The 22,515-nt window shown below is 71.7% G+C and carries 18 protein-coding genes and 1 tRNA gene; 14 read left to right on the forward strand and 5 right to left on the reverse strand.

Features of this window, described 5'->3' with window-relative positions:
- Positions 1–79: 79 nt before the first annotated feature.
- Together Ato02nite_RS37720 and Ato02nite_RS37725 are read right to left on the reverse strand one after the other, a co-directional pair.
- On the reverse strand, positions 80–4,894 hold the full coding sequence (locus Ato02nite_RS37720) for a hypothetical protein (protein WP_213011519.1): 4,815 nt from the start codon (positions 4,892–4,894) through the stop codon (positions 80–82).
- 143 nt (positions 4,895–5,037) lie between these two features.
- A complete protein-coding gene (locus tag Ato02nite_RS37725) occupies positions 5,038–6,696 on the reverse strand; it encodes a copper resistance CopC/CopD family protein (RefSeq protein WP_438873101.1) in 1,659 nt (552 codons plus the stop codon).
- A gap of 104 nt (positions 6,697–6,800) precedes the next feature.
- Here Ato02nite_RS37725 and Ato02nite_RS37730 point away from each other — a divergent pair, with 104 nt between their 5' ends.
- The 6 genes from Ato02nite_RS37730 (at position 6,801) to Ato02nite_RS37755 (ending at position 10,514) form a co-directional block, all read left to right on the forward strand.
- Positions 6,801–7,337, forward strand: coding sequence for a sigma-70 family RNA polymerase sigma factor (locus tag Ato02nite_RS37730; RefSeq protein ID WP_213011484.1), 537 nt, complete (start codon positions 6,801–6,803; stop codon positions 7,335–7,337).
- A 90-nt stretch (positions 7,338–7,427) separates the two neighbouring features.
- Entirely contained in the window at positions 7,428–7,901 is a 474-nt protein-coding gene (locus tag Ato02nite_RS37735; RefSeq protein WP_213011517.1) for a MauE/DoxX family redox-associated membrane protein, read from the forward strand.
- Positions 7,898–8,641, forward strand: a complete 744-nt coding sequence (locus Ato02nite_RS37740) for a DsbA family protein (RefSeq protein WP_213011485.1) — start codon at positions 7,898–7,900, stop codon at positions 8,639–8,641. Before Ato02nite_RS37735 ends, Ato02nite_RS37740 begins: the two co-directional genes overlap by 4 nt.
- The gene (locus Ato02nite_RS37745; RefSeq protein WP_246607922.1) at positions 8,638–9,630 is read left to right on the forward strand and encodes a hypothetical protein; all 993 of its coding nucleotides are present in this window, start codon (positions 8,638–8,640) and stop codon (positions 9,628–9,630) included. The genes Ato02nite_RS37740 and Ato02nite_RS37745 overlap by 4 nt, the downstream gene beginning before the upstream one ends.
- Before the next feature lie 108 nt (positions 9,631–9,738).
- Positions 9,739–10,215 (forward strand): thioredoxin-dependent thiol peroxidase, encoded by a 477-nt coding sequence (bcp, locus tag Ato02nite_RS37750; protein ID WP_213011486.1) that lies wholly within the window; start codon positions 9,739–9,741, stop codon positions 10,213–10,215.
- A gap of 215 nt (positions 10,216–10,430) precedes the next feature.
- Positions 10,431–10,514: transfer RNA gene (locus Ato02nite_RS37755), tRNA-Leu, on the forward strand.
- A 7-nt stretch (positions 10,515–10,521) separates the two neighbouring features.
- Here Ato02nite_RS37755 and Ato02nite_RS37760 read toward each other — a convergent pair.
- Positions 10,522–11,604, reverse strand: coding sequence for a zinc-binding dehydrogenase (locus tag Ato02nite_RS37760; RefSeq protein WP_213011487.1), 1,083 nt, complete (start codon positions 11,602–11,604; stop codon positions 10,522–10,524).
- A 101-nt stretch (positions 11,605–11,705) separates the two neighbouring features.
- Here Ato02nite_RS37760 and Ato02nite_RS37765 point away from each other — a divergent pair, with 101 nt between their 5' ends.
- Positions 11,706–12,290, forward strand: a complete 585-nt coding sequence (locus tag Ato02nite_RS37765; RefSeq protein ID WP_213011488.1) for a TetR/AcrR family transcriptional regulator — start codon at positions 11,706–11,708, stop codon at positions 12,288–12,290.
- Positions 12,291–12,294: 4 nt separating this feature from the next.
- The gene (locus Ato02nite_RS37770; protein ID WP_213011489.1) at positions 12,295–12,813 is read left to right on the forward strand and encodes a GNAT family N-acetyltransferase; all 519 of its coding nucleotides are present in this window, start codon (positions 12,295–12,297) and stop codon (positions 12,811–12,813) included.
- Positions 12,814–12,944: 131 nt separating this feature from the next.
- On the opposite strand, the gene Ato02nite_RS37775 is transcribed toward Ato02nite_RS37770, so the two are convergent.
- Both Ato02nite_RS37775 and Ato02nite_RS37780 read right to left on the reverse strand, forming a co-directional pair.
- Positions 12,945–13,853, reverse strand: coding sequence for an expansin EXLX1 family cellulose-binding protein (locus Ato02nite_RS37775; RefSeq protein WP_213011490.1), 909 nt, complete (start codon positions 13,851–13,853; stop codon positions 12,945–12,947).
- Positions 13,854–13,927: 74 nt separating this feature from the next.
- Positions 13,928–14,743, reverse strand: a complete 816-nt coding sequence (locus Ato02nite_RS37780; RefSeq protein ID WP_213011491.1) for an MOSC domain-containing protein — start codon at positions 14,741–14,743, stop codon at positions 13,928–13,930.
- A 118-nt stretch (positions 14,744–14,861) separates the two neighbouring features.
- Between Ato02nite_RS37780 and Ato02nite_RS37785 the strand changes: the two genes are divergently transcribed.
- Genes Ato02nite_RS37785 through hutH form a run of 6 tightly spaced genes read left to right on the forward strand, consistent with a single transcriptional unit; the run spans position 14,862 to position 22,483 of the window.
- Complete coding sequence (locus Ato02nite_RS37785; protein WP_213011492.1) at positions 14,862–15,689, forward strand: MurR/RpiR family transcriptional regulator; 828 nt, start codon at positions 14,862–14,864, stop codon at positions 15,687–15,689.
- Between the two features lie 9 nt (positions 15,690–15,698).
- Entirely contained in the window at positions 15,699–17,330 is a 1,632-nt protein-coding gene (gene hutU, locus Ato02nite_RS37790) for a urocanate hydratase (protein ID WP_213011493.1), read from the forward strand.
- Positions 17,327–18,505 (forward strand): allantoate amidohydrolase, encoded by a 1,179-nt coding sequence (locus tag Ato02nite_RS37795; protein ID WP_213011494.1) that lies wholly within the window; start codon positions 17,327–17,329, stop codon positions 18,503–18,505. Before hutU ends, Ato02nite_RS37795 begins: the two co-directional genes overlap by 4 nt.
- Positions 18,502–19,794 (forward strand): formimidoylglutamate deiminase, encoded by a 1,293-nt coding sequence (locus Ato02nite_RS37800; RefSeq protein ID WP_213011495.1) that lies wholly within the window; start codon positions 18,502–18,504, stop codon positions 19,792–19,794. Before Ato02nite_RS37795 ends, Ato02nite_RS37800 begins: the two co-directional genes overlap by 4 nt.
- Complete coding sequence (hutI, locus tag Ato02nite_RS37805) at positions 19,791–20,954, forward strand: imidazolonepropionase (protein ID WP_213011496.1); 1,164 nt, start codon at positions 19,791–19,793, stop codon at positions 20,952–20,954. Before Ato02nite_RS37800 ends, hutI begins: the two co-directional genes overlap by 4 nt.
- Entirely contained in the window at positions 20,951–22,483 is a 1,533-nt protein-coding gene (gene hutH, locus Ato02nite_RS37810; RefSeq protein WP_213011497.1) for a histidine ammonia-lyase, read from the forward strand. The genes hutI and hutH overlap by 4 nt, the downstream gene beginning before the upstream one ends.
- Positions 22,484–22,515: the final 32 nt, after the last annotated feature.

A 22,515-nucleotide genomic window follows, 5' to 3' on the forward strand; every position in this document is an offset into this window, starting at 1 on the left:
CACGTCGGCAGCGCGGAGGGCCCTTTCGGCAAACCCAACAGAGAAGGCCGCCCTGGTGGGCGGCCTTCCAGCTGGTCAATCAGTCATCATTCGGCAGACCTGGCGGGGTACGGCGGCGGCGCACCGGCTCGGGCGGGGCGGGTTCGACCGTGGCGGGGTTTGTAACGGTTCTGCGCCGACGCCGCTGGGCCGAGGCCGCGAGCAGCTCGGCGGCCTCCGCGCGGTAGCTGGAAAGGCCGGTCGCCGAGGCCGCGGCCTTCATCGGCGACGCCGGCTTGAGGGCGGTCGGCGGTTTCGCGGCATTGCTCGTCGCGGGCTTACCCGCGGTGTTCGCGGCCGGTTTGGCGGCATTGCTGACCGCCGGCTTGCCCCCGGTGTTGACGGCCGGCTTGGCCGCGTTGCTCGTCGCCGGCCGCGCCGCGTTGCTCACCGCAGGCTTGGCCGAGTTGCCGACGGCCGACCGGGGTGCGCCGCTCGCGGCCGGCTTCGGTGCGGTGCTCGCCGCCTTGGTTCCGCTGCCGGCCGCCGGCCTCGGTGCGCTCGCCGCCGGCCTCGCCGGTGCGGTCGTCGCCGGCCTCGGTGCGCTCGTTGCCGGCCTCGGTGCGCTCGTTGCCGGCCGCGCCGGTGCGGAACCGGTCGCCGGTTTGGCCGTGACGGACCGCTCCGACGCCGAAGCTGCCGGCGAGGTCGGGGTGGCCGGGGTGGCCGGCTTTGCCGCCGCTGCGGACCGGGTGGCCGCCTTCGCCGCCTTGATGGCCGAGGTGGCCGCCGCCTTGGCCGCCGGGGTGGCCGGGGTCCTGGTGGCCGCTGCCTTGACGGCCGGGGTGGCCGAGGCCGCCGACTTGGCCGACGCACTCGACCGGGCGGTCGAGGTGGTGCGGGCTGTCGTCTTGGCGGCCTCGGCCGGGGCGGCGGCGGTCTTCGGTTTGGCCGTCTTCGCGGCGCGGGCACGGGTCGTCCGGGCCGGCTTCAACTCGGTCTCGCCAGAATCGGGGTCCAGGTCAGCGGCAACGTCCGCGACCACATCGGCCGCCTCGGCACGGGCCTGCGCGGCCGCGCGGGCCGCCACGGTCTCGGCGGCCTTCCGCCAGGCGGCGGGCGCCGGCCGCCCGGCCCCAAGACCGGGCAGCCGACCACCAAAACCGCTAACCAGACCGCCATCGTCGCCATCCGGCGGGGTTTCGGCCGATTTGCGTACGCCGCCCGGCGCTGGCATCGGCCGCTGAACCAGTGGAAACTCGGCCGTCGGCACCTTGCCCGCCTCCGACGCGAACTCATCCCGCGGCATGTCCTCATCCCGGGCACCACCGGGCGAGGGCATCGGCCGACGCCGAGCGCGTCCAGCCGACGGCTCCACCCCGTCCCCGCGGTCTCCGCCGTCTCCGCCCGGCGGCGCAGGCATCCGCTCGCCGCCATCGGTGTCCGAGGCCGGCATCGCCCGCTGAACCAAGCGACCGTCAAAGTCCGACGTCGGCATCCCGCGTTGCGCGAGGCGCCCATCAGCATCCGCCATCGGGCGCTCGGCGAGGTGCCCATCTGCGTCCGGAACCCGCGTCAGGCGTTGAACGAGGTGCCCATCCGCTTCCGGAGCCGGCGTCGGCCGCTGGGCGAGGTGCCCATCGGCGTGCGGAACCGGCGTCAGGCGGTGGGCGAGGTGCCCATCTGCGTCCGGAGCCGGCGTCGGCCGCTGGAGCGGGCGTCGATCCGTGCCCGCATCGGTGGCGCCGACCGTCGGAGTCGCGGTCATCGCGCCTGGGTCAGCGGTGGGACTTCCGGCGACGTTCTGCTCGTCGCGCATGGTGGCCGAGCCGACCGATACGAGTCCGTCTGCCGTTGCCGGCGTGGCGGCGGTGCCGCCGATCCGCTCCCCGCGGGCCATCGCATGCATGAGCGCCGAAACGTCCGCACCGCCGGCGGCAACCCGCACCGGTCGCTGGCCGCCCGCCGCCGTGACCTCGGCTCGATCGTCCGAGTCGGCCGCATCGTGGGCATCGGCCGGCGTACCGGTCGAGGTCCGCTCCGGACTGGACGGCTGAGCCGGCGCCGAGCTACGCCCGGGCGCCGGAACGGCGCCTTCCCGCCCGGAGTCCTCGACCGGTGCGGCCCCGGAGGCGCCGATCACCGAGGTCAGCTCGGGAGCGGACACCGGAGTGCGGTCGTCGCGACCGGCCTCGGTGTCCGCCCCCGCGGCCTGCCGCGCCCTACTGGCGGATAGGTGCGGCGCGGCGCCGGCATCCGCGGTCGTCACGCGAGCGGACGACACGTCGGCACCGGCCGGAGTGGCTTCGGGGTGGGCCCGGCCCGGGTTGGTGGCGGCGGTGGTCCGCTCAGCCTCCGGCACCCGATCGAGCCCGAAATCGGAAGCGGATCCCTCCGCCTGCCCGCCATGAACGGTAGCGGCGCCAGAGCCCGCCAGCCCAGCCGCAGCACCGAGTTCTACGTCACCGGCGGCCCGCTCGACAGCCGCAATGGAAGGCCGTCCCAGCCCCATCACCTGCGGAAACGCCGGCACCTTCGGTGCCGCCCCGACGCCCGGCGCCTGGCCGGCACCCGTCGCGCCCGCGGCCACATCCGCCACGTCCGCACCCGGCCTCCGAACCGAGGCCGCAGCCGCAGCCGCAGCCGCAGCCGACGGCGACGGCGACGGCGACGGCGACGGCGACGGCGACGGCGAGCGTGTCCCAGCAGCCGGGTCAGGCGTCGACGAGACGTTCGGACCGGTTGAAATCGGCATAGGTGAAGCAGCCGACCTGCCCGCCGCCGCAGGCGCAGCCGGAGTGGCCTGCCTCGTCGAGGCGGACGCGGTCGGAGTAGCGGTGGGTGCGGATGACGCCATCGTCGCCGGGATCCGGGATCCCTGGGCTGCGGGTGCGGCTTGGGCCGGGTTCGGACGGCCGCCTGCGGGCTGCTGACGGCCCACTCGGGGAGAATCTGCCCGGGTCAGGCCGGTCGCTGCCCAATCGGTGGCATTAGGGCCGGTGATAACCGCAACCCGCTGGCCGGCCCGGCGCGGGTCGCGGCCGGACTGGTTTTCCCGCCCGGCCGGCGAGGGGGATGCCGCCGACACCGCCTCCGCCCCCTCGCGAACACCGCGTGCGGCGCGCGCATCCGCCGCACCGGCCGCATAAGCCGCCGCAACGGCCGCGTCCCCGGACGGCGCGGGAGCCGGGCGCCCACCGCCCGAACCCCGCTTGCCGACCGACGGCTCAACGGGCCGGGACCCCGTCCCGATCGGCTCGTCCCGGTCTGGCGCTACGTCTGTCGGCTCATCGTCGTCTGTCGGCTCATCGTCGCCGGACGTAGCACCTGTCGGCACACCGTTGTCGGAAACAGGGCGTGGCTGCTCGCCACTGCCGGAAATGAGGTCCGATGGCTCGTCGTCGTCCGGAGCGTCGGCCCGCCGCGCGCCGTTTTCGGACGCCTCGCCGAGCGGCTCGCCGTCGGCGGGCTTCGTACTCGATCGCTCGGCGGCCGCGGCGGCCGCCTTCTTCCTGGCCACCTCGGCCATTCGCGCGGCGGCGGTCGCCTCGGTCTCCCGGGCGCGCTCAGGGGCGGTTTCCGCCACCCAGGCACCGACGGCCGACGCCTGGAACAGTGGCAGGTCACCGGGACCAGGCTCGTGCTTCCGCCCGAACCGCTCCCCTCGCCGACTGAACAGCGGGTCCGCCGAGGACGGAAAGTCCCCGAGCGGCAGAGCGCCGCCGGCCGCGGGCGTGATGAAGTTCAGCGGCTCCCCCGGCGCGGGCCGCCGATCGGCCGGCCGGCCGGGAATGGCAGTGGCCGCCGCGTATTCGGCGGGGTCCGGCGCATCGGACCGGCCCATTGCCGCCGCGGAGTGCGCCATAGGGCGGGGACCCGAGATGCCGGAAGCCGGAACACCGGCCGCGGAAGTCAGTGCCCCGGATACCGAAGCCGGGCCTCCCGAAGCCGGGCCTCCCGAAGCCGGCACTGCGTAAGCCGGGGCCGTGGAAACCGGGGCCGCGGAAACCGGAGCCGCTGACGCCGGGATGGCCGAGGTCGGGGCCGCTGCGGGCGGGCCGGTCAGGGCCGGTGTGCCGGCCGGGGGCCAGGTGAACTGCGGCGCGGAGGCGGACAGGCCCGCCTTCTGGGCGTCGGCGAGGGTTCGGGGGCGGTGGGCGCCGCCGGACCGGGGTGCGTTCAGGGTGGGTAGCGGGAGTGGGGCGCCGATCGCGGCCATCAGGTCGGGGACCTGGCTCGGCTCGACCACGTACACGATCTCGCGGCGGCGGGCCGGCCAGATCAGGGTGATCAGCCCGGTCATCGCCAGCAGGGTGCCCAGCGTGAGCAGGCCCCAGGTGCTGGAGTTGATCCAGCCGGGGCGCAGCTCGGCCGAGGACGTCAGCTGGATGCCGGACTTCGCGCCGGGGCTCATGATGACCAGGCTGTAGGGGCCGCCGGTGACCTCGCCGGGTGACCACGCCAGGTGGCCGTCGGCGCCGGTGCGCAGCCAGAACGACGCGTTGGCGGGGAGCACCCGGGGGGCCTGCCGGCCGCCGACCGGGAAGGTCGCGACCGGGAGGGCGCCGGTGCCGATGTCGACCGTGCGGACCCGGGCGTGCGGGACGCCGTACAGGTACTGGTCGACGGTGGCCGACGGGGCGATGCCGAGGAAGGCGGGGCCGTCCTGGGTGGTCGCGTTGACCCGCAGCTGGGTGTCGCCGATCCGGGTGAAGGGCGCGTCGGTGCGGAGCAGCCGGTCCACGTCGGGGACGACGAACGCGTACCCGGGTGTGGCGAGTCGCTGCAGTTCGCCGCTGAACGCGCCGCCCTGGTCGCGGTGCTGCATGGCCGCCCACAGTCCCGCGCCCGCCAACAGCGACGGCAGACCGATGGTCAGCGTCAGCATTCCGAGGATGGTGCGGAGCCACCGCATCAGCTTCTCCCCCTATCTCAGGCCGTACTGCGGTGACCATACAGATCCAAATATCCCTAAAGTGGTCAAATAGCAGCTAACACCCTGATAGATATGACAACGGCCCGACTCCCTTCCGGGAGCCGGGCCGTGAGCAGCGGAAATCAGGAGATGTTCGCGGTCATCGTGAGGGTCTGCTGGTCGATGTCGCTGGTGCGGGCGGTGAACTTGAACGTCCACTGACCGGCCGACGGCAGCGCGATATCGCCGACCGCGTGGAAATCGGTGATCCGCAGCAACGGGATCTGGATCGGCTCGATGCCTTTCGACTCCAGTGCCGCCGTCCCGGTCCACTCGACGACGGTGAGCGGTTTGTTGTCGGGCGTGTAGGCGTACAGATGGATCGAATTGTTGCCGACCGCGGCCGGGAAGATGTCGACCTGCATCGCCATCGTGCTGCTGGTCAGCGTCTGCGAGACGGTCGAGCTCGTCGAGCCGGTCTCGGCCGCCTCGGCGGTGCGCGGCGGGGCGATCTGCACCAGCGCCGCCGTCACCCCCAGCACGACCGCGGTGATCGCCAGCTCGATGCCGACGATGCGGCGCAGGCCACGCGGCTCGGCCTCGGCCTGTTTCGACCGGACCAGCCGCCGGGAGAACCAGGCGGCGCCCAGCACCAGGCCGGCCAGGGCCACCTTGACCAGGATCAGCCGCCCGTAGGTGCTGTTGACCAGCCCGTCCAGCGAGGCCACCTCGATCAGCGCCTGCACCACGCCGGCCAGGATCAGCGCGGTCACCGCGGTGGCCGCCCAGCGCGACCAGATCGGCAGGATCGCGGACAGCTCCCGCTCGTTGGCCTGGCGCAGCAGGAACCCGCCCAGCATGACCAGGCCGCCCAGCCACACCGACATGGCGGCCAGGTGGATCGCGTCGATCACCACCGAGACGCCGGCCACCGGGGAGGCGGTCGGGTGCCCGGTCAGCGGCCAGGTGGCCAGCGCCGCCACCCCGAGCACGCCGAGCAACGCCAGGTCGGTCTTCGACTCGCCCTTGCCGGTCAGCAGCGGGCGCAGCAGCAGCGCGGCCGCGCACAGCACGCCGATGCGCACCAGCATCACCGCGCCGAACGTGCTGCCCAGCACGTCGCGCAGGTCACCGAGCCGGACGTCGAACAGGCCGGTGCCGAGCGAATAGGGGACCTGGAGCCAGATCGCCACCAGCGTGCTGAACCCGACCAGGCCCATACCGGTCCAGATGACCCGGGACGGGCCGCGCCGGGACAGGCGGTGCGGCCACAGCAGGGCCAGCACCAGCGCCGGGCCGACCAGGAGCACCAGACCTGCGTACCCCAAATATTTCCCGACCGGGATCAGTGCCCGGACCACCGGGTCGACCTTGCTGTCGTCGACCGCCGCCGTCGGCGGCGCCGAGGCCGCGCCCACCGAGTAGGTGATGCTGCCGCCGACCGGGTGACTGTCGGCCGAGATCACGCGGAAGCTGATCAGGTAGGTGCCCCGGCCGCCGCCGGAGCGCAGCGGGATGGTCAGCGTGCCGCCGTCGACCGTCGGCTCGCCCTGGTCGGCGCGCGAGCCGTCCGGCGCGAGCACCTGCACCTTTCCGGTCACCAACTGCACCGACTCGCTGAAGGTCAGCGTCACCTTGTTGGGCGCGTCGGGCACGATCGTGCCGTTTCCGGGGTCGCTGGCGACCAGCGCGGCATGGGCGCTGGCCGGTGCGGCCGGGCCCAGGAGCACCAGGAACAGCCCGATCAGCAGGCCGAAACCACCCGCCAGGGCTCGGCGACGATCAAAGGTCATGCGCGCCATCGTCCCCGATCCGGTCAGAAGCTCCCACCGACGGGTAGTCGCCGATGCGTCCGACATGGTTCCAGAAGCCACCGACAATTCTGGTTCCCGTACCATCTGCGGTCATGGAAGGGCAGGATCCGACGACGCGATTGGCCTTGACGGCCGGCACCGGGGACCCGGCTGCCCAGGCGGCGTTGGTCCGCGCCACCCAGGCCGAGGTGTGGCGGTTCACCGCCGCGCTGGTCGATCCGGGGGCCGCCGACGACCTCACCCAGGAGACCTTTCTCCGGGCGTTCAAGGCGCTGCCGTCCTTCGAGGGCCGCTCGAGCGTGCGCACCTGGCTGCTCGGCATCGCCCGGCGCACCTGCGCCGACCATCTGCGCGCGGTGGTCCGCCGCCGCCGGCTCGACGCGAAACTCGCCGAACAGGCCCGCACCGATCTGCCGGTGCCCGACCCGGCCCATCGGCTGAGCACCGCCGACCTGCTGAGCGGGCTCAGTGACGAACGACGCACCGCGTTCGTGCTCACCCAGGTGCTCGGCCTGTCCTACGCCGAGGCGGCCGAGGTCGAGGACGTACCGGTCGGCACCATCCGCTCCCGGGTCGCCCGGGCCCGGGACGAACTGGTCACCGCGGTGTCCCAGGCGCGGGCGGTGTGACAGGGTCTTTCGACCCTGCCGATTCCCAGCCAAACCTCAGCAGAATGGTGGAACCTGCTGAGCGAGGACAACGACTAACTGGGCGTGAAAATGCATTGGGGTAAGGCGTGGCCGTGGATTTCCACGGTGGCTCGGCTCGGGCTTTCCGCGGTGTTCCTGGTCGCCGGCGCGCTCAAGATCACCGACTTGGACGAGTCGGCCCGTGCGGTCAACGCCTACCGGCTGATGGATTACGACACCGCCAAGGTAATCGGTGCGATTCAGCCGTTTCTCGAGATCGCGGTCGGCCTTCTGCTGCTGATCGGCCTCGCCGTGCGGCTCAGCGCGGCCATCGCCGCGCTGCTCCTGGTGGTCTTCATCGTCGGGATCATCTCGGCGTGGGCCCGGGGGCTGCAGATCGACTGCGGCTGCTTCAGCTCCGGTGGTGATCTGGCCGCCGGGCGCACCGCGCAGTACGGCCTGGACATCGCGCGCGACGCCGGTTTCCTGCTGCTCGCCGGGATTCTGCTGTGGAAGCCGCGCACCCGGTTCTCGATGGACGGCCTTCTGATGGGAGAACGATGAGCAAGGGCAACCGCGACCGACTGGCGGCGAAACGCATCGTCGAACAGCAGAAGGCGGCCGAGCGCCGCCGTCGCGTGACGATCTGGACGTCGGTCGCGGTCGTAGCCGTACTCGTATTCGCCGGTCTGATCGGTTGGGCTGTGGTGGCCAAGCAGGACAGCACCGACGCGAGCAAGCTGACCACGCCGACCGTGGCCGTCGACGACGGCACCGCGTTCGCGGTCGGCACCGGCCCGGTCACGGTCGACCTCTACGAGGACTTCATGTGCCCGATCTGCCACGAGTTCGAGACTCAGGCCGCCGACACGATCACCCAGCTCATCGCGGACAAGAAGATCACCGCGCGCTACCACCCGGTGGCCATCCTCGACCGCGCCTCCAACGGCACCGAGTATTCGACCCGCTCGGCCGGTGCGGCCGCGGCCGCGGCCGAGGGCGGCAAGTTCAGCGAGTACCACAAGGTCCTCTACGACAACCAGCCCGAGGAGAACAGCGACGGCCTCGACAACGCCAAGCTGATCGAGCTGGGCAAGAGCGTCGGGCTGGGCGACGCCTTCGCCACCGCGGTCAACGACAAGACCTACACCGCGTGGGCCGGCAAGGTCACCGACACGTTCTCGTCGCGCGGCTACACCGGCACCCCGACCATCGTCGTGGCCGGCAAGCAGCTGCAGGGCAGCAACGGCAGCATCCCGACGGCGGCCCAGCTCAGCGCGGCCGTCCAGGCGGCCGCGGGGTGAGACGGCTCGCCCTCTTCGTGATCGTGGCCGGCGCGTTCCTCGCGCCGGCCACGCCCGCGTTCGCGCACGGAGGGGACGCGCCCGACGCCACCGCCTACCGCACCACGATCACCGGGATCAGCACGCCGGAGAAAGGCCTGACGGTCCGCACGGTCGAGGCCGGCGCACGCCTGGAATTGACCAACAAGACCGGGCACTCGGTGGAGGTCCTCGGCTACTCCGGTGAGCCCTACCTCGACATCAGACCCGACGGCACCTGGGAGAACGTCAACTCTCCGGCGGCGTACATCAATGAGACCCTGGCCGGCGACACGCCCGTACCCTCCTCGGCCGACCCCACCGCCGCGCCGAGCTGGCGCCGGATCTCCGGCGCGACCAGCGTCCGCTGGCATGACCAGCGCACCCACTGGCTCAGCGCCGGCCTGCCGCCGCCGGCGCGGGCCGATCCGACCCGCGCCCATCGCCTGCGCGATTGGGAGGTGCCGCTGCGGGTGCAGGTGCGCACCTTCGCGATCACCGGCACCCTCGATTGGGAGCCGCCGCCGAAAGCCTGGCTCTGGTGGTCGGTCGCGGTTCTGACCGGCCTGACGGCCTTCGCCCTGCTGCGAAAATGGCCGAGGTCCGTGCGGCCGGTCACCCTGATCGCCGCGATCTGCCCGCTTGTGTACGCCGTGAGCACCGCCCTCGACGGAACCTCCCCGTCCCTGCTGCTCATCACGGTCGGCCTGCTCGCCATCGCGGCGGCCTACCGGCATCCCCCGTTCTTCCTCACGCTGGCCGGTGCCGCGGTGGCCCTGTTCGCCGGCTTCACCGAGATCGGCGCCTTCGACGCGGCCGTGCTTCCCGCCGCCGGCCCGGCCTGGCTGCCGCGCGCTGCGGTGGCCGTCGCCCTGGGCGCGGGAACCGCGCTGGCCCTGACCGGCGTGCTCCGGCTGCGCGCCGCCCTGCCCGCCCCCGCCGACCGCCGCCCCGCACCCGTTGCCGTCTGAACGCCACGCCACGCCACGGCCGGTCCGGCTCCGATCCCGTCGCGCCCTCAACGCCGCGCCGCCGCCGGGTCGCGTGGCTTGTCGGTGGGCCGGTCTATCGTTCGTCGCATGACTGAGACCGCCCGACTTTCTGCCGGGGACACCGCGCCCGAATGGTCGCTGCCGACCGACAACGGCGACCGGCTCACCCTCAAGGACCTGCGCGGCCGCAAGGTGGTGCTCTACGCCTACCCCGCCGCGATGACCCCCGGCTGCACCACCCAGGCGTGCGACTTCCGCGACTCGCTGGCGTCGCTGCAGGCGGCGGGCTACGAGGTGGTCGGCATCTCGCCCGACGCCCCGGCCAAGCTGGCGAAGTTCCGCGAGCGCGACGCCATCACGTTCCCGCTGGTCAGCGACGAGGACAAAAGTGTCCTGACGGCATACGGAGCCTTCGGCGAGAAGAAGAACTACGGCAAGACGGTGCAGGGCGTGATCCGCTCGACCTTCGTGATCGACGAGAACGGCGCGATCGAACACGCCTTCTACAACGTCAAGGCCACCGGCCACGTGGCCAAGCTCCGCCGCGACCTGGGAATCGACTGACCGTTTTCCACAGGTTCGCCCCACTCCTGCCGATCAGACCAGCACGACTAACGGACCGGCAGGTCCCCCGCTCCCACGGCGGCCGTCATGCGGCATCGACCCGCAAGGCGGCCGCCGTGCCCGGGTAGGGGAATCGTTCCCAGGCCGCGCGTCCATGACTTGACCTGCAACCGTCTAGAATCGCCTCAACGCTTTTGCCTCGTGGGGCAAAACGGGCGGGAGTGGCGTAATTGGCAGCCGCGCTGGGTTTAGGTCCCAGTGTTCGAAAGAACGTAGGGGTTCGAGTCCCCTCTTCCGCACCGCGCTTTATGACAGGTCGGTGATTACTACCCGGGCGGTGCTGGAGTCCTTCAGGGAGTCGTAACCCGCGTTGATGTCGGCCAGGCCGATCTCCTTGGTGATCAGGTCGTCCAGGTTCATCCGGCCCTGTAGGTACATCGAGGCGTAGAACGGGATGTCGCGCTTCAGCTCGGACGAACCCATGTAGACGCCCTGCACCTTCTGCGAGTTGCTCAGCGCCACCAGCGCGCTGACCTCGATTCCGGCATCCATCGCGCCCACCCCGATCAGGTAGAGGCCGCCGCCCTTGCCGAGCATCTGTCCGCCCTGCGCGGTGACCGGCCGGACGCCGACGAAGTCGAAGACGTGGTCGGCGCCGGTGCCGGTGAGGTCGCGGACGGCCTCGACCGGGTCGATGGTGCGGCTGTTTATGACGTGGGTGGCGCCGAAGGCCTTGGCCCGGTCCAGCTTGGCGTCCTCGATGTCGGTCGCGATGATCGTGCCGGCGCCGGCCAGCCGGGCGCCGCTGATCGCGTTGAGGCCGACGCCGCCCGCGCCGATGACCACGACGGTGTCGCCCTGTCGCACGTTGGCGCTGTTCAGGACGGCGCCGGCACCGGTGAGCACGCCGCAGCCGATCAGCGCGGCGGGCGCCCACGGCATCTCGTCGGGGACGACGGCCAACTGGTTCTCGTGGATCAGCGCCTCCTGGGCGAAGCCGGCCAGACCCATGCCCTGGGCGACGGGCTCGCCGTTCCAGGACAGCCGGGAGCCGGTGGCGCGTTCGGTGGCCGACGGGTGCAGGCAGATGTAGGAGCGGCCGGCGAGACAGTTCACGCAGGCGCCGCAGTACTGGATCAGGCTGCCGACGACGTGGTCGCCGACCTTGACCTGGGTGACCTGCGGTCCGACGGCGGTCACCACGCCGGCGACCTCGTGGCCGAGCACGACCGGGAACGCGCCACCGATGAACGTGGCGACGCTGAGGTCGGAGTGGCAGAGGCCGGAGGCCTTCACCTCGATGCGGACCTCGTGGCCGATCGGGTCGGCGAGGTCGATCTCCTCGAGCACGAAGCCCTGACCCAGGCCTGTGGTTACGGATGCCTTCATGTCTTCCTCCAGGAACGCGAGATTTCGAGTGTGCGCGCGACTGAAAAGAAAAGCAACAGGTGTCGCTTACCGCTGGTCAGGGCGGCTGATAAGCTTCGATGGTGTCCGCTGACGTCGATGTGCGCGTGCGGCGCACCCGCGAGAGTCTGAGCCAGGCCGTACTGCGTCTGGCCGCCGAGCATCCGGTCGAGGACATCGCGGTGGCCGATGTCGTGCGGCTTGCCCGGATCAACCGCACCACTTTCTACAAGCACGCCGCGTCGCCGGCCGATGTTCTCGCCGAGGTGCTCTACGCCGACCTCGACCGGATCCGGACGGGCTGGATCGCCGGTGCGCCGGCCCGAGAGGTCTGGGAACGCTCGGCCGGGGAACTCGCCGACCATCTGCAGCGTTTCGAAGACCTCTACCGCACCGGACTGGTCGGGCAGCGCAGCGCCGTCCTCAATCGCCTGCTGGTGGAGCACTTCGCCGGTTCGGCCCTGGCGTGGCTCGACCGTGACCCGCGCCTGCTGCCCGACGGCGCCGGCTCACCGCAGTGGCGTCGGAAGGCCTTCAGTCGTTTCATCGCGCACGGCGAGGTGGGCGTCGTCGAGGCCTGGCTGACCGAGCCCGCACCGCTCGACCGCACCCTGTTCATCTCCGCCTCGGCCTCCTTCATGTCGACCTGGCTCGGCGGGGCAGGATGACGATATGGGTGTCGAGTTCGTAGTAGATCCGGAACTGGACGGGGACCTGACGGCGCGGATTCTCGCGCTCTGGGTCGAGGTCACCAATGCCGGCGGGGCGGTCGGGTTCGTGGCTCCGGTCACGGCCGAGGAGGTGCGGCCGGTCGCCGAGGCCGCGTTCGCGGGAGTGCGGGCCGGGCTCGACCGGCTGCTGATCGGGGTGGACGGCGGGGAGCCCGTCGCGCTGCTGTTCGTGACCGACAACCGGTTCGGGCTCAAGGATCACTGGCGGGTGCTGAAGCGGGTCATGGTGACTCCGCGCAGCCAGGGAAAGGGTTACGGCGCCGCGCTCATGCGGGAGGCCGAGGGCCTTGGCCGCAAGATGGGGCTGGCCGGGCTGGCCGTTACCGTCCGGGGTGGGAACGGCACCGAGAATTTCTACGACCGGCTCGGCTACCGCGAGGTGGGCCGCATCCCGGGGGCTCTTCGGGTCGCCCCGGACGACGACCGGGACGAGATCTCGATGTGGCTGGACCTGCGGTAACACCTAGACCAAGGCCGAGGCCGCCGGGTCGACGACGCCTGGGGTGAGGATGCGTCGTCGCCGGCGGCCGGCGGCCGCGCGCTCCGGATCTGGGGGGTGACCGGGGCGCGGCGGGGTGGGGCGCGGAAGCTCTACTTGCAGGAGGAGGCGGCCAGGTCCACGGCCGCCTCGGCGGGCTGTTCGGTGGTCGGGACGGGCTCGACCGTGGTGGTCGACTCGGGCAGCGGGGCCGCCGAGGCCGAGGACTTGGCCGGCGACGGGGACGGCGACGACTTGGTGGGCTTGGCGGTCGCCTTCTTCGTGACCGTGGACGCCGCCGAGCCGGAGGTGCCGGTTGCCAGCCGGGCGGTGGTCTTCTGCGTCGTCTCGGGCGCGAGCTTGATGCCGCTGATGGTGGTCGAATGCCCGTACACATCAGTGATCTTGATTTTGAAGGGGCCGCTGCCGGCGCCACCGTCGTTGACCCAGTAGTTGTAGTCCTCGCGGTGGGTGGTCTTGCCGTTGATCGTGACCGACTTCAGCTGGGTGACGTGATTGTCGATCAGGACGGCCAGCCAGTACTGCGACGAGCCCTCCTTCACCCGCACGCTGATCGGGCCGGGCGCGGACGCCGTGGTGACCGTCTTGTAGGTGATCGGGATGATTCCGGCGACCTCGGCGCCGATCTTCTTGAAGGCGGTGCGACTGAGGTCGAGGTGACCGACCGGGCATTCCGGGCAGGAGTCGGTGACCTTGACGCGCACCTTGCCCTTCGGGCCGGTCACGTCGAGGTAGGTGCCGCAGGCGGCGCCGGCCGAGTACTGGTCGGGGCCGAGCGCCACGAACAGGTCGTCGGCGGGCGACGAGGGGAACGAGCAGTTTCCGGTGCCGGAACCCAGGTCGTAGAAGGTCGCTTTGCCGGTTTTAGCCGATGTGGACGGTGGCGACGCGCAGGCGGCACCACTGTTCTGCAGCACAAGGGCCACGCCGAGCACCGCGGCGAGAATCACGGCGCCGCCGGCGGCGAGCCAGCGGGGCGAAAGCAGGCGAGGTCCGGTCACGCTGAGGGATCCTTCGCGGCGGCGGCACCGCGGGCAACGTTCCTAAGACAGACCTAAGACACATGCGACATGCTTCACCCAGACGGTGACAGCACAGTCACCTCGTCACCGACACGCAGTGACCCCACGGTGATGGGGATCAAATTGATCGCGAAGTGCAGCCCGGAGCCGAAGCGCCGCCGTTGCCCCAGCATCCGCAGCGGCTGCCGGCCCTTCTCGCCGGTCTCCTGGTCGATCGTGGTGACCAGGCAGCGCGGGCAGGGGGTGGACGCCAGCAGCACGGTCGACCCGATCCGCAGGCGCACTTCCCGGGCGGACCAGTCGTCCTCGGCCCAGGCCCCGGCGCCGGACACCACGAGGTTCGGCCGGAAACGCGTCATCGGCACCGCCTCCTCGCCCGCCGAGACCAGCCAGTCGTTGAGCGCGTCCAGCGAGGCGGTGTTGGCCAGCAGCATCGGATAGCCGTCGGCGAAGCTGACCGGCTCGGCCGCCGACGACGAGCCGGCCACGTTGCGGCCGCCCGGGTCGGCCTGCCAGGCCAGTCGCACCGACCGCCCGAGAAACGCGCTGCTCCACGCGCTCTCCGCGATCCGGGCGGGTGCCGGCGCGTGCCGCTTGAAGACCCGCACGAACTCCTTGGGCCCGTCGACCGGCTCGGCCACGGTCAGGTCCGGCATCCCCGGCGCCGACAACTCCAAGCCACCGTCGCGAACCCGGACGCGGAGTTGAGTGAGCAGTGGAAGATCACGCTGGGTGATTCCCACCCCGTCGTCGTCGACCATCATCCAGCGGCGGTCGCTGGTCAGCCCCCAGGGCTCGACCTCGGCCACGTCGTGCTCGATCCGGTGGCAGCCCTTGACCGGGTACGTGGCGAGGGTCGCGATCCGCATACCCGCAGCCTAATAGCGCGATCAGATCTTCCGGCCGCTCGGGGAGGCACGGGCAGCGCGGTTCCCATCGACGGCACGGCTCTGGTTTCTGAAATTTTTTATGCATATGCTGCGGGGCGTGAATGAAGGCGTGATCAAGTCGGTGCTCGACCTGTTTCACGGTGCGCGACTGACGCCGACCCAGCGCCGCATCGCGCACTGCCTCGTCGAGCACGCCGCCAAGGCCGCCTATCTGTCCGCGGCCGAGGTCGCCGACCTGGCCGGCGTCAGCCAGCCGTCGGTCACCCGGTTCGCCATCGCGCTGGGCTACTCCGGCTATCCGGCGCTGCGCCGCGAGCTGCGCGACCTCACCGGCGGCGGCGATGAGCCGGTGGCCGAGGGCAACGCCATGCAGCTGGCCGTCCGGGCCGAGGCCGTTCACCTGAACCGACTGCACGACCAGCTGGCCCAGCTCGATGATGTGGAACGAGCCGCGCGACTGCTGATGAACAGCCGGCCGCTGCCGGTGCTGGGCCTGCGGGCGGCGGCGCCACTGGCCGGATATTTCGGGTATTTCGCGGCTAAGGTGCACCCTGACGTCCGAGTGCTCGACGCACCCCTGCCGGACCGGCTCGACCAGGCACGGGCGGCCGGGGCGCAGGCGATGCTGGCGGTGGTGCTGCCGCGTTATCCGCGCGAGTCGCTCGAGGTGATCCGGGAGGCCCGCCGGGCCGGGCTGGCGATCGTCGCGATCACCGACTCGGTGGTCAGCCCGGTGGCCGAGCTGGCCGACGTGGTGCTGCCCGCGGCGGTCGGCACGCAACTGGTGTTCGACCTGCACACCGGGCCGATGGCGATGGCGATGGTACTTCTGCAAGCGATGTGTGACGCGGCGCCGGATCTGGCGCAGGGGCGTCTCGAGGAGTTCGAGCAGACGGCCGCTCGGCGGCACGTGTTCATGGCGTAGGAGAGGTCGATGTCCGAGATCAGGGCCGCGCACGGCAGCGCGTACACCGCATTGGGTTGGCCTCAGGAGGCCGCCAAGCGGATGTTGATGAACAACCTCGACCCCGACGTGGCCGAAAGGCCAGAAGATCTTGTGGTGTACGGCGGGACCGGCAAGGCGGCGCGCGACTGGCCGTCGTTCCACGCGATCGTCCGGGAACTGGACCGGTTGAAGGGCGACGAGACCCTGCTGGTGCAGTCGGGCAAGCCGGTCGGGGTGTTCCAGACGCACGAGTGGGCGCCACGGGTGCTGATCGCGAACTCCAACCTGGTGGGCGACTGGGCGACGTGGCCGGAGTTCCGCCGGCTCGAGAAGCTCGGGCTGACGATGTACGGCCAGATGACCGCGGGCTCGTGGATCTACATCGGGACGCAGGGCATCCTGCAGGGCACCTATGAGACGTTCGCGGCGGTGGCGGCGAAGCGGTTCGGCGGAACTCTGGCCGGGACGCTGACGCTGACCGCGGGTTGCGGCGGCATGGGCGGCGCGCAGCCCTTGGCCGTGACCATGAACGGCGGCGTCTGCCTGGTCATCGACATCGATCCCACTCGTCTGCGGCGCCGGGTCGAGACCCGGTATCTGGACACGATCGCGTCCGACCTCGATGACGCGATAAAGCAGGCCTTGACCGCCAAATCGGAAAAGTCGCCGCTGTCCATCGGCGTCGTCGGCAACGCCGCTGACATCGTGCCGGAGCTGCTGGTGCGGGGGGTGTCGATCGACATCGTCACCGACCAGACCAGCGCCCACGACCCGCTCTCCTACATTCCCATCGGCATCGACCTGGCCGACGCCGCCGAGTTCGCCCGGACAAAACCGGAGGAATTCACCGACCGGGCCAGGGCGAGCATGGCTCGGCACGTCGCTGCCATGGTCGGCTTCATGGACGCCGGCGCGGAGGTCTTCGACTACGGCAACTCCATCCGCGGCGAGGCCAAGCTGGCCGGCTACGACCGGGCGTTCGACTTCCCCGGCTTCGTTCCGGCCTACATCCGGCCGCTCTTCGCCGAGGGCAAGGGCCCGTTCCGCTGGGCCGCCCTCTCCGGCGACCCGAAGGACATCGCCGCCACCGACAAGGCGATCCTCGAACTCTTCCCGGAGAACGAATCCCTGGCCCGCTGGATCAAGCTGGCCGGCGAGAAGGTCGCCTTCCAGGGCCTGCCGTCGCGCATCTGCTGGCTCGGCTACGGCGAGCGGGACAAGGCCGGCGTCCGCTTCAACGACATGGTCGCCGACGGTTCGCTCAGCGCTCCCCTGGTGATCGGCCGCGACCACCTCGACTCCGGCTCGGTCGCCTCGCCGTACCGGGAGACCGAGTCGATGCTCGACGGTTCCGACGCGATCGCCGACTGGCCGCTGCTGAACGCCCTGCTCAACACCGCGAGCGGCGCCTCCTGGGTGTCGATCCACCACGGTGGCGGCGTCGGCATCGGCCGGTCCATCCACGCCGGGCAGGTGTGCGTGGCCGACGGCACCGCACTGGCCGGCCAGAAGATCGAACGGGTCCTCACCAACGACCCGGGCACCGGCGTGATGCGGCACGTGGACGCCGGCTACGAGTCGGCCGCCGCCGGCGGCGTACACATCCCGATGTCGCGATGAGCGAAAAGGTCTTTTCGGCCCTTTGGGCCGAGATCGAGGCCATCGGCCGAGCGTCCAGCGGCGGCTATTTGCGGTACGCGCTGGACGAACCCGAACTTGTCCTGCGCGACTGGTTCCGCAACCAGGCCGACCGCCGTGACATGCCGGTCACCGACGACGGCAACGGGAACCTGTTCGCCTGGTGGGGCGCGGCGTGGGGACGCGGTGCCGTGCTCACCGGATCGCATTTCGACTCGGTGCCGCACGGCGGCGGCTTCGACGGCCCGCTCGGCATCGTCAGCGCGTTCCTGGCCATCGACCAGATGCGCGCGGCCGGCCACACCCCGTCGGTGCCACTGGCCGTGGTCGCGTTCGTCGAGGAGGAGGGTGGCCGCTTCGGGCTGCCCTGCCTCGGTTCCCGGCTGCTGTCCGGCGCGATCACCCCGTCGAAGGCCGCCGCGCTGACCGACCAGGACGGCGTGACGTTCGGCGAAGCACTCGGTGCGACCCCGGCCGGTCCGCTGCCCGGCCTGCAATCCCGGATCGGTGCCCTGGTCGAACTCCACATCGAACAGGGCCGCCAGCTCGAGGTCCCGGTCGGCGTGGCCAGCGCGATCTGGCCGCACGGCCGCTGGCGTTTCGACTTCACCGGGCACGGCGACCACGCCGGCACCACCAAGATGGCCGACCGCCGCGACCCGATGCTGACCTTCGCCTACACGGTGCTGGCCGCCAACAAGGAGGCCCGGCTCTCCGGAGCGCACGCCACGATGGCCCGGGTCGAGGTGGAACCGAACGCCACCAATGCCATCCCGTCGCTGGTGCGGGGCTGGCTGGACGCCCGCGCGGCGGACACCGCGACGATGGACTCGCTGGTCGAGGCGGTCATCAAGCGGGCCACCGAGCGGGCCGGCCGGGACGGCACCGAGGTCGCGGTCACGTCCGAGTCGCTGAGCGCCGAGGTCACCTTCGACACAGCGCTGGCCCACCGCCTGTCCGGTCTGCTGGACGACGCCCCGATCCTGCCGACCAGCGCCGGCCACGACGCCGGGGTGCTGTCCGCCCTGGTACCGACGGCGATGCTGTTCGTCCGCAACCCGACCGGCATCTCGCACTCGCCGGCCGAGTTCGCCGAGCCCGCCGACTGCGCCGCGGGGGTCGACGCCCTGGCCCGGGTCCTGAGCGAGCTGACATGACGGTCTACCGGGCCGACTACGCCTGGCTGGGCGACCGGATCGAGCGGGACGTCGGCATCGAGGTGACCGACGGCCGGTTCGCCGCGGTCGGCCCCGGCTCGGGCGGGGAACGGTTGCCGGGGTTGGTGCTGCCCGGGTTCGCCAACGCCCACTCGCACGCCTTTCACCGGGCGCTGCGCGGCCGCACCCACACCGGCGGGCCGGGCAGTTTCTGGACCTGGCGCGATCTCATGTACCGGGTGGCCGCGACCCTCGACCCGGACGGTTACCTGCGGCTGGCCCGCGCGGTCTTCGCCGAGATGGCGCTGTCCGGCATCACCGCCGTCGGCGAGTTCCACTACCTGCACCACTCCCCCGACGGCACGCCCTACGCCGATCCCAACGCCATGGGCCACGCCCTGATCGAGGCCGCCCGTCAGGCCGGCATCCGGATCACCCTGCTGGACACGCTCTACCTGCAGTCCGGTGTGGACGGAAAGCCGCTGGAAGGCGTTCAACGCCGCTTCGGCGACGAAAACCCGGAACGCTGGGCCGGGCGGGTGGCCGGGCTGGCGGCCGCGCCGCACGCGGTGATCGGTGCGGCAATTCATTCCGTACGGGCGGTGCCCGCGCACCACCTCGCGGCGCTGGCCGGACGTGGGCCGCTGCACGTCCACCTCTCCGAACAGCCCGCCGAGAACGAGCAGTGCCGGGCGGTGCACGGCTGCACCCCCACCGAGCTGCTCGACCGGCACGGCATCCTCGGCCCGGACACCACGGCCGTGCACGCCACCCATCTGACCGACCACGACGTGAAGCTGCTCAGCAGCACCCGGACCGGCATCTGCATGTGCCCGACCACCGAACGCGACCTGGCCGACGGCATCGGCCGGGCCCGCGACCTGGCCGACGCCGGTTCCCCACTGAGCCTGGGCAGCGACAGCCACGCCGTGATCGACATGCTCGAGGAGGCGCGCGCCCTGGAGATGAACGAGCGCCTGGCCACCCGGCGGCGCGGCCGGTTCACCCCGGCCGAGCTGATCACCGCGGCCGCCGCGCACGCCGCCATCGGCTGGGCCGACGCCGGCACGATCGTCGTCGGCAACCGTGCCGACCTGGTCTGCCTTCGTTTGGACTCGGTCCGCACGGCCGGCTCCGACCCGGCCGCCGCGATCCTGGCCGCGACCGCCGCCGACGTCACCCACGTGATCGCCGACGGCCGCGCGATCGTCACCGACGGCCGCCACACCGCGATCGACGTCCCGCGCGCGCTGTCCGAGGCCCTGTCGCTCGCCGAGGCCCGGTCATGACCACTCTGCTCATCGACAACATCGGCGAGCTCGTCACCAATGAGGACGGTGGCGAAGGACCGCTCGGGTTGCGCCGCAGGGCCGCCGTGCTGATCGACCGCGATCGGATCGCCTGGGTCGGGCCGAGTTTCCACGCGCCGGCGGCCGACCGGCGGTTCGACGTCGACGGAGCGGCGGTGCTGCCCGGGTTCGTCGACAGCCATGCCCACCTCGTCTTTGCCGGGGACCGGGCCGCCGAGTTCGCGGCACGGATGGCCGGCGAGCCCTACACCGGTGGCGGCATCCGCACGACCGTCGGCGCGACCCGATCGGCCACCGACGACGAGCTGCGGCAGGCCACCGAAAGGCTGGTCGTCGAGGCCCGGCGGCAGGGCACCACCACCATCGAGATCAAGAGCGGGTACGGGCTCACGGTCGAGGACGAGGCTCGGTCGCTGCGCATCGCCCGGGAGTTCACCGAGGAGACCACGCTGCTCGGAGCCCATGTCGTGCCGGCCGAGCACGCCGACAACCCGTGGCGGTACGTCTCGATGGTGTGCGGTCCGATGCTCGCGGCCGCCAAGCCGTACGCGAAGTGGATGGATGTTTTCTGCGAACGTGGCGCCTTCGACGAGGATCAGGCGCGCACGATCCTCACCGCCGGCCGCGACGCCGGGCTCGGGTTGCGGGTGCACGGCAACCAACTCGGGCCGGGGCCGGGCGTGCAACTCGCCGTGGAACTCGGCGCGGCCAGCGTCGACCACTGCACCCACCTCGACGACTCCGATGTGGAGGCGCTGGCCGACTCGGACACCGTCGCCACACTGCTGCCGGGGGCCGAGTTCTCCACCCGGTCGCCCTACCCGGACGCGCGGCGACTCCTCGATGCCGGCGTGACCGTGGCGCTGGCGACCGACTGCAACCCCGGTTCGTCGTACACGTCCTCCATGCCGTTCTGCATCGCCCTCGCCGTACGGGAAATGCGAATGACCCCGGCCGAGGCCGTGCGGGCCGCGACCGCCGGCGGAGCTCGCGCCCTTCGGCGCGAGGACGTCGGGTTCGTGCGCGCCGGAGCGCGCGCCGATCTGATCGTGCTGGACGCACCGTCCCACCTGCACCTGGCCTACCGGCCCGGAGTTCCCCTGGTTCGCACTGTTCTGCACAACGGAGTACCGCAATGATCACTGTTCAGCCCACCGGCGTCACCCCCGCCGAGGTCGTCGCGGTCGCCCGCGAGGACGCCAAGGTCGAGCTCGCCCCGGCCACCGTCGAGGCGATGGCCACCAGCCGCGCGATCGTCGACAAGATCGAGGCGTCCGGCCGGCCGGTCTACGGGGTCTCCACCGGCTTCGGCGCCCTGGCCAGCACGTTCATCGACCCGTCCCGCCGGGCCGAATTGCAGCACGCGCTGATCCGCTCGCACGCGGCCGGCATCGGCGCGCCGATGCCGCGCGAGGTGGTGCGGGCCATGATGCTGCTGCGGTTGCGGTCGCTGGCACTCGGCCACTCGGGGGTACGGCCGGAGCTCGCGCAAGGACTGGCCGACCTGCTCAACCACGACATCACGCCGTGGGTGCCGGAGCACGGCTCGCTCGGTGCGTCCGGTGACCTGGCGCCGCTCGCCCACTGCGCGATCGTGCTGCTCGGCGAGGGCTGGGTGCTGGCCGCGGACGGCCGGCGGGTCGACGCCGCCGACGCACTGGGGGATGCCGGACTGAAACCGCTCGAGCTGGCGGCCAAGGAGGGGCTCGCGCTGATCAACGGGACCGACGGCATGCTCGGCATGCTGCTACTGGCCCTGGACGACGCGCGGCACCTGTTCTCGATGGCCGACGTGACCACGGCGCTCGCGATCGAGGCGATGCTCGGCTCCGAGCGGCCGTTCCTGCCGGAGCTGCACGCGATCCGGCCGCACCCCGGCCAGGCCGCCTCGGCCGCGAACATCCACAAGCTGCTGCAGGATTCGCGGATCATGGACTCGCACCGGGACGACCTGGCGCACGCGGTGCAGGACGCGTACTCGATGCGCTGCGCCCCGCAGGTGGCCGGCGCGGCCCGGGACACCCTGGACTTCGCGGCCCAGGTGGCGGGCCGGGAACTGATCTCGGTGGTGGACAACCCGGTCGTGCTGCCGGACGGACGGGTCGAGTCGACCGGCAACTTCCACGGCGAGCCGCTCGCGTTCGCCGCCGACTTCCTGGCCATCGCGGCCGCCGAGGTCGGCGCGATCGCCGAACGGCGGGTGGACCGGCTGCTCGACGTGACCCGGTCCCGCGAACTGCCACCGTTCCTGTCACCCGACGCCGGCGTCAACTCCGGTCTGATGATCGCCCAGTACACGGCGGCGGGCATCGTGGCCGAGAACCGGCGGCTCGCGGTGCCGGCCTCCGCCGACTCGCTGCCGACCAGCGGCATGCAGGAGGACCACGTCTCGATGGGCTGGGCCGCGACCAAGAAGCTGCGGACCGTGCTGGACAACCTGACCTCGCTGCTCGCCGTCGAACTGCTCAGCGCGGTGCGCGGCCTGCAACTGCGGGCACCGCTCGCCCCGTCACCGGCCGGGCGGGCCGCGATCGCGGCCGTGGCCCCGTTCGCGGGCGAGCCGGGCCCGGACATCTTCCTGGCTCCGGCCCTGGAGGAGGCCCGCGCGGTGATCAGCCGCCGGGAGCTGCGCGCCGAGATCGAGGCCCACGTGGGGAAGCTGCTGTAGTCCCGCGGGAAATCGGACGCGGGAAAGGACGT

Origin of the sequence: Paractinoplanes toevensis, from assembly GCF_018332695.1 — a bacterium.
GTDB classification, from domain to species: domain Bacteria; phylum Actinomycetota; class Actinomycetes; order Mycobacteriales; family Micromonosporaceae; genus Actinoplanes; species Actinoplanes toevensis.

Bases quoted from the DNA above. Each gene is read 5' to 3' on its own strand.
- Ato02nite_RS37770 (WP_213011489.1), top strand. From the start codon at position 12,295: ATGGGTGTCGAGTTCGTAGTAGATCCGGAACTGGACGGGGACCTGACG.
- Ato02nite_RS37740 (WP_213011485.1), top strand. From the start codon at position 7,898: ATGAGCAAGGGCAACCGCGACCGACTGGCGGCGAAACGCATCGTCGAA.
- Ato02nite_RS37735 (WP_213011517.1), top strand. From the start codon at position 7,428: ATGCATTGGGGTAAGGCGTGGCCGTGGATTTCCACGGTGGCTCGGCTC.
- hutI (WP_213011496.1), top strand. From the start codon at position 19,791: ATGACCACTCTGCTCATCGACAACATCGGCGAGCTCGTCACCAATGAG.
- Ato02nite_RS37730 (WP_213011484.1), top strand. From the start codon at position 6,801: ATGGAAGGGCAGGATCCGACGACGCGATTGGCCTTGACGGCCGGCACC.
- Ato02nite_RS37720 (WP_213011519.1), bottom strand. From the start codon at position 4,894: ATGCGGTGGCTCCGCACCATCCTCGGAATGCTGACGCTGACCATCGGT.
- Ato02nite_RS37780 (WP_213011491.1), bottom strand. From the start codon at position 14,743: ATGCGGATCGCGACCCTCGCCACGTACCCGGTCAAGGGCTGCCACCGG.
- Ato02nite_RS37800 (WP_213011495.1), top strand. From the start codon at position 18,502: ATGACGGTCTACCGGGCCGACTACGCCTGGCTGGGCGACCGGATCGAG.
- bcp (WP_213011486.1), top strand. From the start codon at position 9,739: ATGACTGAGACCGCCCGACTTTCTGCCGGGGACACCGCGCCCGAATGG.
- Ato02nite_RS37760 (WP_213011487.1), bottom strand. From the start codon at position 11,604: ATGAAGGCATCCGTAACCACAGGCCTGGGTCAGGGCTTCGTGCTCGAG.
- hutH (WP_213011497.1), top strand. From the start codon at position 20,951: ATGATCACTGTTCAGCCCACCGGCGTCACCCCCGCCGAGGTCGTCGCG.
- hutU (WP_213011493.1), top strand. From the start codon at position 15,699: ATGTCCGAGATCAGGGCCGCGCACGGCAGCGCGTACACCGCATTGGGT.
- Ato02nite_RS37725 (WP_438873101.1), bottom strand. From the start codon at position 6,696: ATGGCGCGCATGACCTTTGATCGTCGCCGAGCCCTGGCGGGTGGTTTC.
- Ato02nite_RS37795 (WP_213011494.1), top strand. From the start codon at position 17,327: ATGAGCGAAAAGGTCTTTTCGGCCCTTTGGGCCGAGATCGAGGCCATC.